The organism is Micromonospora sp. HUAS YX12 (assembly GCF_040215685.1).
In the GTDB taxonomy this organism is placed as follows: domain Bacteria; phylum Actinomycetota; class Actinomycetes; order Mycobacteriales; family Micromonosporaceae; genus Micromonospora; species Micromonospora tulbaghiae.
This window is the reverse complement of record NZ_CP157974.1, coordinates 3343890-3357023: the sequence shown is the minus strand read 5'-3', so window position 1 is coordinate 3357023 and position 13134 is coordinate 3343890. Positions and strand designations below refer to the sequence as shown.

12 protein-coding genes are annotated in these 13134 nt (G+C 73.7%); 10 read left to right on the top strand and 2 right to left on the bottom strand.

The window, feature by feature from the left end; translation table 11 throughout:
• The first annotated feature begins 64 nt into the window (after nucleotides 1–64).
• Nucleotides 65–1945 carry a 2-oxoglutarate dehydrogenase, E2 component, dihydrolipoamide succinyltransferase gene (gene sucB / locus ABIH81_RS16375; protein WP_349875816.1) on the top strand — a complete coding sequence of 627 codons (1881 nt, stop codon included), beginning with the start codon at nucleotides 65–67 and terminating at the stop codon, nucleotides 1943–1945.
• Between the two features lie 63 nt (nucleotides 1946–2008).
• Here the strand turns inward: sucB and ABIH81_RS16370 are convergent, their stop codons facing one another.
• A complete protein-coding gene (locus ABIH81_RS16370) occupies nucleotides 2009–2953 on the bottom strand; it encodes an SDR family NAD(P)-dependent oxidoreductase (protein WP_349875815.1) in 945 nt (314 codons plus the stop codon).
• Nucleotides 2954–3100: 147 nt separating this feature from the next.
• On the opposite strand from ABIH81_RS16370, the gene ABIH81_RS16365 reads away from it, so the two are divergent.
• From ABIH81_RS16365 to ABIH81_RS16330, 8 genes are all read left to right on the top strand, one after another.
• On the top strand, nucleotides 3101–3667 hold the full coding sequence (locus ABIH81_RS16365) for a helix-turn-helix domain-containing protein (protein WP_349875814.1): 567 nt from the start codon (nucleotides 3101–3103) through the stop codon (nucleotides 3665–3667).
• A 45-nt stretch (nucleotides 3668–3712) separates the two neighbouring features.
• Nucleotides 3713–5047, top strand: coding sequence for a low temperature requirement protein A (locus ABIH81_RS16360; protein ID WP_349875813.1), 1335 nt, complete (start codon nucleotides 3713–3715; stop codon nucleotides 5045–5047).
• Between the two features lie 73 nt (nucleotides 5048–5120).
• Nucleotides 5121–5999 carry an oxidoreductase gene (locus ABIH81_RS16355; RefSeq protein ID WP_349875812.1) on the top strand — a complete coding sequence of 293 codons (879 nt, stop codon included), beginning with the start codon at nucleotides 5121–5123 and terminating at the stop codon, nucleotides 5997–5999.
• A 128-nt stretch (nucleotides 6000–6127) separates the two neighbouring features.
• On the top strand, nucleotides 6128–7075 hold the full coding sequence (locus ABIH81_RS16350) for an LLM class flavin-dependent oxidoreductase (protein WP_349875811.1): 948 nt from the start codon (nucleotides 6128–6130) through the stop codon (nucleotides 7073–7075).
• Nucleotides 7076–7086: 11 nt separating this feature from the next.
• Nucleotides 7087–8100 carry an aldo/keto reductase gene (locus ABIH81_RS16345; RefSeq protein ID WP_349875810.1) on the top strand — a complete coding sequence of 338 codons (1014 nt, stop codon included), beginning with the start codon at nucleotides 7087–7089 and terminating at the stop codon, nucleotides 8098–8100.
• A gap of 73 nt (nucleotides 8101–8173) precedes the next feature.
• Entirely contained in the window at nucleotides 8174–8443 is a 270-nt protein-coding gene (locus ABIH81_RS16340) for a type II toxin-antitoxin system prevent-host-death family antitoxin (RefSeq protein WP_116507635.1), read from the top strand.
• A complete protein-coding gene (locus ABIH81_RS16335) occupies nucleotides 8433–8855 on the top strand; it encodes a type II toxin-antitoxin system VapC family toxin (protein ID WP_349875809.1) in 423 nt (140 codons plus the stop codon). The genes ABIH81_RS16340 and ABIH81_RS16335 overlap by 11 nt, the downstream gene beginning before the upstream one ends.
• Before the next feature lie 91 nt (nucleotides 8856–8946).
• Nucleotides 8947–9846 carry a TIGR01777 family oxidoreductase gene (locus ABIH81_RS16330; protein WP_349875808.1) on the top strand — a complete coding sequence of 300 codons (900 nt, stop codon included), beginning with the start codon at nucleotides 8947–8949 and terminating at the stop codon, nucleotides 9844–9846.
• Nucleotides 9847–9870: 24 nt separating this feature from the next.
• Here ABIH81_RS16330 and ABIH81_RS16325 read toward each other — a convergent pair whose 3' ends face one another.
• The gene (locus ABIH81_RS16325) at nucleotides 9871–11100 is read right to left on the bottom strand and encodes a PHB depolymerase family esterase (RefSeq protein ID WP_349875807.1); all 1230 of its coding nucleotides are present in this window, start codon (nucleotides 11098–11100) and stop codon (nucleotides 9871–9873) included.
• Nucleotides 11101–11273: 173 nt separating this feature from the next.
• Between ABIH81_RS16325 and ABIH81_RS16320 the strand changes: the two genes are divergently transcribed.
• Nucleotides 11274–13085, top strand: a complete 1812-nt coding sequence (locus ABIH81_RS16320; protein ID WP_349875806.1) for a DUF2079 domain-containing protein — start codon at nucleotides 11274–11276, stop codon at nucleotides 13083–13085.
• Nucleotides 13086–13134: the final 49 nt, after the last annotated feature.

The following is a 13134-nucleotide window of genomic DNA, read 5'->3' as shown; positions in this document are numbered from 1 at the left end:
CGACAACCGCGGCGTCCGGCGACGGGCGATGATCCCACCAGGGGAATGAAGGAGTCTGGAGAACATGCCGGTATCGGTCACCATGCCCCGGCTCGGCGAGAGCGTCACCGAGGGCACCGTCACGCGCTGGCTCAAGCAGGAGGGTGACACCGTCGAGGTCGACGAGCCCCTGCTCGAGGTGTCGACCGACAAGGTCGACACCGAGATCCCGTCCCCCGCGGCGGGCGTGCTGAGCCGGATCGTGGTCGGCGAGGACGAGACCGCCGAGGTCGGCAGCGAGCTGGCGGTCATCGCCGGCGAGGGCGAGGACGCGGGCGCGGCTCCCACCGAGAAGGCCGAGCCGGCCACCGAGCCGACGGCCGCCGCCGAGGGCACCGGCCCCGAGCCGGAGCAGGCCGAGCAGGCCGCCGCCGAGCCGGGCGCCGAGGCCGAGCAGTCGGCCGTCGAGGAGCCGTCCCAGCCCGCCGCGTCGTCGGGCGAGGGCACGCCGGTGACCATGCCGGCCCTGGGCGAGAGCGTCACCGAGGGCACCGTCACCCGCTGGCTCAAGCAGGTCGGCGAGACCGTCGAGGTGGACGAGCCGCTGCTGGAGGTCTCGACCGACAAGGTCGACACCGAGATCCCGTCGCCGGTCGCCGGCACGCTGCAGGAGATCAAGGTCGCCGAGGACGAGACCGCCGACGTCGGCGCCGTGCTGGCGATCGTCGGAGTGGCCGGCGCCGCGCCCGCGAAGCCCGAGCCCAAGGCCGAGCCCAAGGCCGAGGCGAAGCCCGAGCCCAAGCCGGAGCCCAAGGCCGAGGCGAAGCCCGAGCCCAAGCCGGAGCCGAAGGTCGAGCCGAAGCCGGAGCCGAAGGTCGAGGAGCCCACCCCGGGCCTGTCCTACAACGAGCCGGCCGCCGAGGCGGAGCAGGCCGCGCAGCCGGCCAAGGCCGAGGCGGCGGCACAGCCCGCAGCGCCGACCGCCACGCAGCGCCCGAGCGTCTCGGCCGAGTACGGCGAGGACGCCGCCGGGTACGTGACGCCGCTGGTGCGCAAGCTCGCCGCCGAGCACGGCGTGGACCTGGGCTCGATCAAGGGCACCGGCGTGGGTGGCCGCATCCGCAAGCAGGACGTGCTGGAGGCGGCCGAGAAGGCGAAGGCCGCCAAGGCAGCGCCCGCCGCCGCTCCGGCCGCCAAGGCCGAGGCCCCGGCCAAGCCGGCCGCCAAGCCGGAGCCGAGCGCCAAGCGGGGCACCACGGAGAAGCTGCCGCGGATCCGGGCCACCATCGCCAAGCGGATGCAGCAGTCGCTGCACGAGACGGCGCAGCTGACCACCGTCGTCGAGGTCGACGTCACCAAGGTCGCCAGGCTGCGGGCGCGGGCCAAGGACTCGTTCCAGGCCAAGCACGGCGTGAAGCTGTCCTTCCTGCCGTTCTTCGCGCTGGCCGCGATCGAGGCGCTCCAGAGGTACCCGATCATCCAGGCCAGCATGGACCTGGAGAGCGGGACGATCACCTACCCGGCGGCCGAGAACCTCGGCATCGCGGTGGACACCGAGCGCGGGCTGCTCGTGCCGGTCATCCACAACGCCGGTGACCTCAACATGGCCGGCATCGCCAAGCGGATCGCCGACCTGGCCGAGCGCACCCGGGCCAACAAGATCACCCCGGACGAGATGGCCGGGGCGACGTTCACGATCACCAACACCGGCAGCCGGGGCGCCCTGTTCGACACCCCGATCGTGCCGTCGCCGCAGTCGGCGATGCTCGGCACGGGTGCCGTGGTCAAGCGCCCGGTCGTGGTAAACGACCCGGAGCTGGGCGAGGTCGTCGCGATCCGGTCGATGGTCTACCTGGCCATGTCGTACGACCACCGGCTGATCGACGGCGCCGACGCGGCCCGCTTCCTCACCGCGGTGAAGGAGCGGCTGGAGGCCGGCAACTTCGAGGCCGAGCTGGGTCTGTAGATCCGAGACGGCGAGGGGGCGCGCGGCGACATGCCGCGCGCCCCCTTCGTCGTTCCGCGGGGGTCAGCCGCGCAGGTGCTCCTCGGAGACGGTCCAGAGCCGCTCGGCGGCCTCCGGGTCGCGGGCGTACGCGGCCCAGCCGGTGCGGGTGCCCGGCTGGTTCGGGCCGGCCTCCTGGCAGTCCTCGAAGTACCGGCCGCCGACGCCGTCGAGCAGCGGTGAGGTGGCGACCAGCACCGAGGTCGCCGCGCCCTGCTCCGGGGTCTTGAACGAGGCCGCGCCGCCGCCGCTCTGCGCGCGCATCCGGGCCAGCTCCTCCTCGGTGATGTAGCGCTGCAGGTTGGTCCGGATCGCGCCGGGCATCAGCGCGTTGGTGTAGATGCCGTCGTCGGCCCAGCGGCGGGTCGCCTCCACCGCGAACAGCACGTTCGCGGTCTTGGACTGCCCGTACGCCAGCCACGGGTCGTACGGCCGCTGCCGGAAGTGGATGTCGGAGAACACCACTGGTGAGCGCAGGTGCGCCGCCGAGCTGACCGAGACGATCCGCGCGCCGCCGGCCGCGGCGAGCGCCGGGCGCAGCCCGGTGGCGAGCGCGAAGTGCCCGAGGTGGTTGGTCGCGAACTGCATCTCCCAGCCCTGCTCGGTGCGCATCTCGGGTGAGGCCATGATCCCGGCGTTGTCGACGAGCATGTGCAGCGGCCCGTCCCAGGTGCTGACGAACGCGGCCACCGAGGCGAGGTCGGCCAGGTCGAGCGGGGCGACCAGGATCCGGTCGTTGCCGGTGGTGCCGGTGATGTCGTCGGCGGCGCGCTGCCCGGCCTCGGTGTCGCGGACGGCGAGGGTGACGTCCGCTCCGGCGGCGGCGAGCGCGCGGGCGGTCTCCACGCCGATCCCGGAGGCGCCGCCGGTGACGACGGCCCGGCGGCCGGTCAGGTCCAGGTCGCGGACCACTTCCAGGGCTGTGGTCTCGGCGGAGAACGGGGTGGTGACTGGTGTCGGGGTTGTCATGGTCCATCCTTGTCGACGGCGACGCGGACCGATGTCCGCCCGCTACGATGAGAAGCGGAGGATCCTCCGTTACTCCGCCAGCATAACCGGAGGGGGCTCCGGTTACCACCGTGCCGGGCTGGCGACCCGGCCGAGGGAGGAGGGCCCGTGCCCGACCGACCGCTGCGCGCGGACGCGCTGCGCAACCGGCAGCGCCTGCTGGACGCCGCGGTCCAGGCGTTTTCCCAGGACGGTCCGGAGGTAACGCTGGACCGGGTCGCCAAGGAGGCCGGCGTCGGCATCGGCACGCTCTACCGCCACTTCCCGAGCCGGGAGGCGCTGATCGAGGCGGCGTACCGCAACGAGCTGGAGAAGCTCTGCGACGCCGCCCCGGCGCTGCTCGCGGCCCAGCCCGCCGACGCGGCGCTGCGCGCCTGGATGGATCGGTTCGTCGACTACCTCGCCACCAAGCGGGGCATGGCCGACGCGCTGCGGCTGGTCATCGCCTCCGGCGCCAACCCGTACGCGCAGAGCCGCGACCGGCTGCTCGCCGCGCTCGGCGAGCTGCTCGCGGCGGGTGCCGCCGCGGGCGTCGTACGCGCCGACGTGGCCGCCGCCGACGTGCTCGCCAGCCTCAGCGGGGTCTCCCTGGTGGCGGGCGAGCCGGACCAGCGCGCCCAGGCCGGACGCCTGCTCGACCTGCTGATGGACGGGTTGCGTCACCGGCCGGGCTGACCGGAATCGGCCCGCGGCCCGGACCGGCGCTGACAGACTCGGCCGGTGGGCTCGTACGGGTGGCGGGGACGCCTGGGGCCGGCCGTGCCGGTGGCCCCGGGCGCCCGGGTCGACCGGTTCGAGATCTTCTTCGACCTGGTCTTCGTCTTCTCGTTCTTCATCATCACCCGGGCCACCGCGCTCCAGGTGACCGGCGGGGCGCTGCTGCACGCGCTGCTGGTCCTCGCCGTGCTCTGGTGGTCGTGGGTGGTGCACAGCGTGGTCGCCACCCGGGTACGCCTCGGCGAGGGCTTCGTCCCGGTGCTCATGACAGTCGGCATGGCCGCGCTGTTCACGTTCGCGCTGTCGCTGCCGCACGCCTTCCGCGACCCGCGCGGCAACGAGGCCGGGCCGATGGTCGCGGCGCTCAGCTACACCGTCCTGCGGGTGGTGCACCTGCTGCTGTACCGGCATGCCGTCCGGGACAGCCCGAACGAACGCCGGCAACTCGTCCGGTTCGCCCCCGAGGTGATCGGCAGCACCGCGCTGCTGCTGGTCGCCGCACTGCTGCCGCCGAGGATCGACGACCTGGTCTCGGCCGCGATGCTCCGGGACGTGCTCTGGGCCGGCGTCATCCTGCTCCAGTACGGCACCGGCATACTCGCCGGCACCTGGGGCTGGGGCGTCGCGTCCGCCGAACACTGGACCGAGCGGTACGACCTCATCCTGATCATCGCGCTGGGCGAGTCGGTCATCTCCGTCGGCGTGGGCAGCAACCTGCTCGGCCAGCCGCCCACCTGGCCGGCCGTGGCGGCGGCGGTGCTCGGCATCTTCTTCACCGCCGCGCTCTGGTGGGCGCACTACGACATGGTCGGGCCGGCCGCCCGCATCGCGTTGCACGCCGCGCAGGACGGTCCCCGGGTGGCGATGGCCCGGGACGCGTACGCGTACCTGTTCCTGCCGATGATCGCGGGCATCATCCTGTTCGCGCTCGGCGCCGAGACGATCGTGCACGGGATCGCCGACCCGAACGTGCCACCGAGCGAGCCGGGGCACGGCCCGGGCGTGCCGCTGCTGTTCGGCGGCGTCATCTGCTACCTCTGCGGCAACATGCTGTTCCAGCTGCGTACCCTGCGCACGCTGAGCTGGACCCGGGTCGGCACGGCGCTGCTGCTCGGTGTGACCATCCCGGTCGCGGAGCGGGTGCCGGGGCTGGCCGCGCTGGGCATGCTGACCGCGATCACCGTGGGTATGGTGGCCGTCGAGGTGATCGTGTTCGCCGAGAGCCGGCAGGCGCTGCGCAAGCTGGTCTTCGAGGAGCGCACCAGCCACGAGGCGCACGAGGCGGCCTGGCGGGCCCGCTGGCACGAGCAGCCCGAGGACCGCGACGAAGGCGGGTGAACCACCTGCCCGCCGCCCCCGTGGTACCTGTCGGCCCCGTCGTGGGGCCGCAGACGAGGGATACGGGGACCGCATGACCATCGACACCGTCCACGCCGGCGCGGCCGGCACCTGGCAGCTCGGCGACCTGACCGTCAACCGGATGGGCCTGGGCGCGATGCGCCTGACCGCGAACGCCGACGGCAGCCCGAGCGACCGGGACCGGGCCGTCGCCGTGCTGCGCCGCGCGGTCGAGCTGGGCGTCGACCACATCGACACGGCCGCGTTCTACTTCTCGCCGCTGCGCTCCGCCAACGAGCTGATCAACCGGGCGCTGTCGCCGTACCCGGAGGATCTGGTCATCGTGACCAAGGTCGGGCCCGGCAAGGACCCGTCCGGGCAGTGGCTGCCGGCGGCCCGCCCGGAGCAGCTGCGCGGGCAGGTGGAGGAGAACCTGCGCCAGCTCGGCCGCGACCACCTGGACGTGGTGAACCTGCGGGTGCACGGCCCGGAGCCGCTGTCCGAGCACTTCGGCGCGCTGGCCGAGCTGCGCGACGCCGGGCTGATCCGGCACCTCGGCGTCTCCGCGGTACGCCCGCACCAGGTCGCCGAGGCGCGCGCCATCGCCCCGGTGGTGTGCGTGCAGAACTCGTACGGCCTGGGCTACCGCCGTACCCACGACGAGCTGATCCGGGACTGCGCGGCGCACGGCACCGCGTTCGTGCCGTTCTTCTCCATCGTCACCAGCGGCCGGGAGGCCGGCGCCACCGGCGAGGAGCACCCGGAGGTGCACGCGGTGGCCCGGGAGCACGGCGTGACGGCGGCCCAGGTCCGGCTCGCCTGGACGCTGGCCCGGGGCCCGAACGTGCTGGCCATCCCCGGCACCGGCGACCCGGCGCACCTGGAGCAGAACGTCGCCGCCGCCGCGCTGCGCCTCTCCCCCGCCGACCTGGCCCGTCTCGACGCCGTGTGACGCGTGTTAAGAAGGGGCCCTTTCACCTCGCTAGGCGTTAAGAAGGGGCCCTTCCTTACCGTTCGGCCGTCGGCAGAATCGGCGCGTACGGGGTGGCCCATCGCCGCGTGCGCGCCGATGCTGGGCCGATGGCGACCTTCTCCGTACAGGCCCAGCCCACCGACGCGGCGAGCTGGACCGAGCTGGCCCGTACCGTCGAGGCGGCCGGTTTCGACGCGCTGTTCGCGGCCGACCACCCCGGCGACTGCGCGTCACCGTTCGTCGCGCTGGCCGCCGCGGCGGCGGTGACCAGCACGCTGGGCCTCGGCTCGTACGTCTCCAACGCCGGTGTCCGGGAGCCGATCCTGCTCGCCGCCGACGTGGCCACGCTGGACGTGGTCTCCGGCGGGCGGGCCCGGTTCGGCGTCGGCGCGGGCCACACGCCGGCCGAGTGGCGGGCCGTCGGGCGCGAGCGCCCGGACGTGGCCGGCCGGGTCCGCCGCTGCGTCGCGGTGACCGAGGCGGTACGGGCGCTGCTGGCCGGCGACGAGGTCACGGTGGACACCGAGGAGCTGACCGCGCACGCCGCCCGCCTCAAGAAGCCCCGGCCGGTCCAGGACCGGATCCCGCTGACGGTGGGCACGTCCAACTCGACGCTGCTGCGCTGGGCCGGGAGGCACGCCGACGTGGTCGGCCTGGCCGGCTTGGGCCGTACCCTGCCCGACGGCCACCAGCACACCGTCCGGTGGCGGGCCGACCAGATCGAGGCGCAGCTCGCGCACGTGGCGGCCGGCGCGGCCGGCCGGGACACCCCGCCGGTCCTGGAGGCGCTGGTCCAGCACGTCGCGGTCAGCGACGACGCGGAGGCGGCCGCCGCCGGAACGGCCGCCGAGACCGGACTCACCCCGGCGGAGGTGCTGGCCACCCCGTTCGTGCTGGCCGGTACGCCCGACGAGATCGTCGCGGCCGTGGCCGGGCACGAGCGCCGCTGGGGCGTCACCCGCTTCGTGGTACGCGCCGGAGCCGTCGACGCGCTCGCCCCGCTCCTGGCCCGGCTGGCGGGAAGAGAGCTGGACTTCGAGCACGCTCGAAAGTGAACACTGTGCGCATGACGACGACGACACGACGGCTGGGCCGCAGCGGCATCGAGGTCAGCGCGATCGGCATGGGCTGCTGGGCGATCGGCGGCCCGCTCTGGGACGGCACCCAACCGCTCGGCTGGGGCGAGGTGGACGACGACGAGTCGGTGCGTACCGTCCACCGGGCCCTCGACCTGGGCGCGACGCTGTTCGACACCTCCAGCAACTACGGCGCGGGGCACAGCGAGCGGGTGCTCGGGCGCGCGCTCGCCGGCCGCCGGGACCGCGCGGTCATCGCCACCAAGTTCGGCTACCCCACCGACGAGGCGACCCGGCAGGCCCTCGGCGAGGACGCCACAGCGGGCTACGCGCGGCGCAGCCTGGAGGGTTCGCTGCGCCGGCTCGACACCGACCACGTCGACCTCTACCAGCTCCACCTGGGCGGCCTGCCGGTGCCGCGGGCACTGGACCTCGTCGGCACCCTCGAGGACCTGGTCGCCGAGGGGAAGATCCGGGCGTACGGCTGGAGCACCGACGACCCGGCCTCGGCGCGTGCCTTCGCCGAGGCGGGACCGCACTGCGCGGCGATCCAGCACGACCAGTCGGTGCTGCGGGACAACGCCGCCATGCTCGCGGTCTGCGCGGAGTTCGACCTGGCCGCCCTGAACCGGGGACCGCTGGCGATGGGCCTGCTCACCGCGAAGTACCAGGACGCGCCGGCCGCCCGGGGCGACGACGACGTGCGCGGCGTGGCACCGGAGTGGCTGGACTGGTTCACCGGCGGCGTACCGCGCGCCGAGTGGGCGCAGCGGGTGGCCCGGGTCCGCGAGGCGCTGACCGCCGACGGGCGCACCCTCGCCCAGGGCGCGCTGGGCTGGCTGCTCGCCCGCAGCCCGCACACCCTGCCCATCCCCGGCTGCCGGACCGTCGCCCAGGCCGAGGAGAACCTCGGCGCGCTGGCGTACGGGCCGCTGCCGCAGGACGCGTTCGCCGAGGTGGAACGACTGCTGGCCGACCTGCGTGCCGCCCCGGCGGACGCCTGACCGGGCCGGCCGCACCGGCAGCCACACCGCAGACCTGTAGCACTTCGTAGCACACAGGCGGTAGGCTGCCGGTGTGGCCGAGCACGCTCATCGCGAGATCACCCAACGCGAGCTGCGCAACGACTCCGGCGCCATCATGCGCGGAGTCGAGCGTGGAGAGTCCTTCACCATCACCCGCAACGGCACCCCGATCGGGCGGTTGATCCCGATCCGGCGGCGCACCTTCGTGCCGCGAGCCGAGGTTCTCGCGGCCTTCGCCAGCGCACCCCGGTTGGACGAGGCACGCTTCCGGGCCGACCTCGACGCCGCGATCGACCAGGATCTACCCAGCCGTGACTGGTGACCTCCCCGTCCGCGGTCTGATCGACACCAACATCGTCATCCATCTGGGCGGACTCGACGGGGCGGAGCTGCCCGACGAGATGGTCATCAGCGCGGTCACGTTAGCCGAACTCTCGGCCGGTCCACATCACACCGACGATCCGCGCGAGCGCGCCCGCCGGATGAGCGTCCTGCAACACGTCGAGGCCACGTTCGAGCCGCTTCCGTTCGACGCCGAGGCGGCGCGGGCCTTCGGCCTGGTCTCGGCGGCGGTGCTCGCCGCCGGCCGGGGAACGCGCCGCCGGGTGGCGGACCTGATGATCGCCTCCGTCGCACACGCCAACGCGCTTCCTCTCTACACCACGAACCCCGGCGACTTCCTCGGGCTCGACGGTCTGGTCACCGTGCATCCGGTCAGCAGGCCGACCGGCTGAGGCCGCCCACCGCCGCGGGAACGGCGGGCGTGACGAGTGAGTGATTTCGCTCAACGCATCCGAATCGCGCTCCGTACTCGAAGATGTGAGCATGCGGATCCTCATGGCCGGCGCGTCCGGTTTCCTCGGCACCCGACTGGTCGACTGCCTCACCGCGGACGGCCACCAGGTCACCCGCCTGGTCCGCCGCCCGCCACGCACCCCCGCCGAGCGGCAGTGGAACCCGTCCGCCGCGCAGCTCGACCCGCAGTGCGTCGCCGACGCCGACGCGGTGGTGAACCTGGCCGGCGCCGGGGTGGGCGACAAGCGCTGGAACGACGAGTACCGGAAGCTGATCCGGACCAGCCGGGTGGACAGCACCACCACGCTCGCCATCACGATCGCCGGCCTGCCCGCCGCCGACCGGCCCGCGGTGCTGCTGAACTCCTCCGCCGTCGGCTGGTACGGCAACACCGGCGACCGGACGGTCACCGAGGAGGCGCCGGCCGGTGAGGGGTTCCTCGCCGACGTCTGCCGGGTCTGGGAGGCCGCGACCCGCCCGGCCGAGGACGCCGGCGTACGGGTGGTGCGCCTGCGTACCGGACTGCCGCTGCACCGCGACGGCGGCCTGCTCAAGCCGCAGCTCCTGCCGTTCCGGCTCGGCGTCGGCGGCAAGCTGGGCAACGGACGGCAGTGGCTGCCGTGGATCTCGATGCGGGACTGGCTCGACGCCGCGAAGTTCCTGCTGGCCCGCGACGACGTGGCCGGCCCGGTGAACGTGGTCGGCCCGGCGCCGGTCACCAACGCCGAGTTCACCCGGGAACTGGCCCGGCAGCTGCACCGCCCGGCGATCATGCCGATTCCGGCGCTGGCGCTGAAGGTGGCGCTCGGCGGTTTCGCACAGGAGGCACTGACCAGCGCGCGGGTGCTGCCCGGTGTGCTCGACAAGGCCGGCTTCTCCTGGACGCACCCGGACCTGCCGGGCGCGCTGCGCGCCGCCCTCAACGACTGAGCGAGGGCGGCGCGACGCGGCGGATCAGCAGCCGATCACCCAGTACGCGGGCCCGGTCTGCTTCAGCGTGCTGGTGTAGAAGGTGTTGTAGAGGCCCATCCGCTGCCCGCTGCCGAGCGCGTAGGCGTACCCGCCGGACTGGTAGGCCCGCCCGGCCACGACGTGCGCGTAGTTGCTGGCGGTGACGCAGACCGGCGCGCTGGTCGGCGTGGACGTGGGCGACGCGGTCGGGGTGGGTGACGCGGTCGCCGTCGGGGTCGGGCTCGGTGAGGCGCCGCCGCCGCCGAGCCCGAAGAAGACCGCGTCCCGGTACGTCGAACAGATGGTGTCCAGGAAGTACGCCCCGGCGGTGCCGCACTGGTCCGCGCCGGAACCCGGGTCGACGGGGGTGCCGTGGCCCATCCCGGAGACCCGGTAGAGGCGGACCTGGTCGCTGCCGTAGACCTCCAGGCTCGTACCGGCCGGCAGCGTGGACGTGCTGGTCGGGGTGGTCGAGACGCCCAGCACGTTCGTCCACTGGTCCCGCGACTCGGCGGCGTTCGCGGTCGCCACCGTGGTGTCGCTGGTGCCGTGCCAGATCGCCACCCGTGGGCGCTTGCCGGAGTAGCCGGCGTACGCGCCGCGGACCAGGTCGCCCCACTGCGCCGGGGTCTTGTCCACGCCCGGGTTCATGCAGCTGAACGCGGTGACGGTGCTGGTGGCGCAGCGGTACGGGATGCCCGCGATGATCGAGCCGGCGGCGAAGACGTCCGGGTAGGCGGCGAGCATGGCCGCGCTCATCGCGCCACCGGCGGAGAGGCCGCTGACGTAGACGCGGGCGCCGTCGGTGCCGTACGTGTTCTTGGCGTAGTCGACCATCTGCTTGATCGACAGCACTTCGCCCTGGCCGCGTGCGGTGTCGCCGGTCTCGAACCAGTTGAAGCAGGAGTTGGCGTTGTTGCCGCTGGGCTGCTGCGGCGCGATGAGCGTGAACTTCCACTGGTCGGCGTACTTCTGCCAGCCGGAGTTCGCGACGTACGTCGAGGCGTTCTGCACGCAGCCGTGCAGCAGCACCACGGCGGGCGCGCCGGCGGGCAGGCCGTCCGGGCGGTACGCGTACATGGCCAGGTTGCCGGGGTTGGAGCCGAACCCGGTGACCTGGGTCAGCGAGGCGGCCTGGGCGGGAAGGGCGGCGACCAGGGCGGTGGCCGCGGCCAGCACGACCCCGGCCGCCGCCCCGGCGACGCGGGCGATGAGAGATGAGGAGCGGGGCACGGGGACCTCCCGATCGTGGAATGTGAACTGAGTCACCTCCGAGTTGCCGCGACGTTACGGCCGCGTTTCGTCACACCGGAATGGCGGTCGCTCACACATTCACGACCACCGAAGTGTGCGGCGAGTTCCGTGTCCGGGCGGTCTGCCCAGGTCCGGTTGGTAACGTCCGCTGCGTGCCCTCCTCCCCGTCCCCGGCCGCCGGCCCGGCGCCGGCGCGCGTCCGCGACCGGCGCGCAGACCTGCTGGTCACGCTCGCCGCGCTGGCCCTGGCCCTCTGGGTGACGAGTGGCATGTGGCGGGATCCCAACAGCCGCGCGATCACCGTCAACTCCAGCGACCAGGCGCTGTTCGAGTGGCTGCTGGCGTTCGGCGGGCACGCGCTGACGCACGGGCAGAACCCGCTGTTCACCACGCTGATCAACGTCCCGGACGGGGTGAACCTCGCGGTCAACACCTCGATCACCGTGTACGCGGCGGTCTTCGCGCCGCTGACGTACCTGATCGGGCCGCCCGCGACGTTCCTGGTGATCCTCACGCTCAACCTGGCCGCGACGGCGGTGGCCTGGTACTGGCTGCTCAGCCGGCACCTGGTGGGCAGCCGGCTGGCCGCCGGTGTGGGCGCGCTGTTCATCGCCTTCTGCCCGGCGATGGTGTCGCACGCGAACGCGCACCTGAACTGGACCGCGGGCTGGCTGGTGCCGCTGCTGATCTGGGGCGTGTTCCGGCTGCGCCGCCCCGGCCGGGCGGTCACCGGCGGGATCGTGCTCGGCCTGCTGGTGGCGGTCGCGTTCTCGATCGCCGCCGAGGGGCTCTTCTTCACCGCGCTGGCGCTCGGCGTGTTCCTCGCGGTGTGGGCCCTGCACCCGGCCCGCCGGTCCGAGGCGCGTGCCGCGCTGCCCCGGATGGCGGCCGGCCTGGGCGTGACCGCGCTGGTCGCCGGGGCACTGCTGGCGTACCCGCTCTGGCTGCACTTCCTCGGACCGCAACGGTTCCACGGCACCGGGTTCGACCCGCTGATCCACTCCGAGGACATCGCCGCGTACGGGTCGTACCCGCGCCGGTCGCTGGCCGGCTGGGCCGGGTGGGGCACCTCGCTGGCGCCCAATCCGACCGAGGAGAACTCGTTCTTCGGCGTACCGCTGCTCCTGCTCGCCGTCGCCTGCTTCGCGCTGCTGTGGCGGCGCGCGGACCGGGCGTTCCGGGCCACGCTCGCGGCGCTCGGGGTGACCGCCGTGGTCTTCGCGGTGCTGTCGTGGGGGCCGACTGTGAAGTGGAACGGCCGCCGCTTCGACCAGACGCTGCCGTTCGGGGTGCTGGACAACCTGCCGGTGATCAACGCGGCTCTGCCGTCCCGGCTGGCCCTCGTCGTCGCGCCGGTCATCGGCCTGCTGCTGGCGTACGCGATCGACACGCTGCGCGCCCGGCCGCCCCGGCATCGGGTGAGCGGGCTCGCCTGGGCGCTCGGCTTCGTCGCCGCGCTGCTGCCGCTGGTGCCCACCCCGCTGCTGACCAGCGTCCGGGAACCGGTCCCGGCGTTCATCACCAGCGGCGCCTGGCAGCGCTACGTCCCGCCCGGCGGGGCGCTGACCCCGCTGCCGCTGACCGTCGACGTCTACCCGGACGGGCAGCGCTGGCAGGCGTACGTGCTGGCGAACCGGCAGGGTGAGTTCCGGATCCCGTCCGGGTTCTTCCTCGGGCCGGGCGGCCCGGAGGGCCGGGGCCGGATCGGCCCGGTGCCGCGCACCTTCGACTCGCTGATGGACCAGGCCGGCCGGACCGGGCTGGTGCCGATCATCACCGACGGCAGCATCCGCGAGTCCCGGGCGGACCTGCGCTACTGGGGCGTCCAGGCGGTGGTGCTGCCGGACCGGGTGCACGGCGCCAAGTTCGACGTCGACGAGGAGACGCTACGGCGCACCGCCACCGCGCTGCTCGGCCCGCCCGAGCGGGTGGAGGACGTCTGGCTGTGGCGGGTGCCGGAGTGATCGTCGCCGCGGCGCGATGGCGACGAGGCTCACGGGTCCGGTTCCCGGA

Coding starts and splice junctions, on each gene's coding strand:
- ABIH81_RS16345 (WP_349875810.1), top strand. CDS start 7,087: ATGACGACGACGACACGACGGCTGGGCCGCAGCGGCATCGAGGTCAGC.
- ABIH81_RS16370 (WP_349875815.1), bottom strand. CDS start 2,953: ATGACAACCCCGACACCAGTCACCACCCCGTTCTCCGCCGAGACCACA.
- sucB (WP_349875816.1), top strand. CDS start 65: ATGCCGGTATCGGTCACCATGCCCCGGCTCGGCGAGAGCGTCACCGAG.
- ABIH81_RS16330 (WP_349875808.1), top strand. CDS start 8,947: ATGCGGATCCTCATGGCCGGCGCGTCCGGTTTCCTCGGCACCCGACTG.
- ABIH81_RS16355 (WP_349875812.1), top strand. CDS start 5,121: ATGACCATCGACACCGTCCACGCCGGCGCGGCCGGCACCTGGCAGCTC.
- ABIH81_RS16350 (WP_349875811.1), top strand. CDS start 6,128: ATGGCGACCTTCTCCGTACAGGCCCAGCCCACCGACGCGGCGAGCTGG.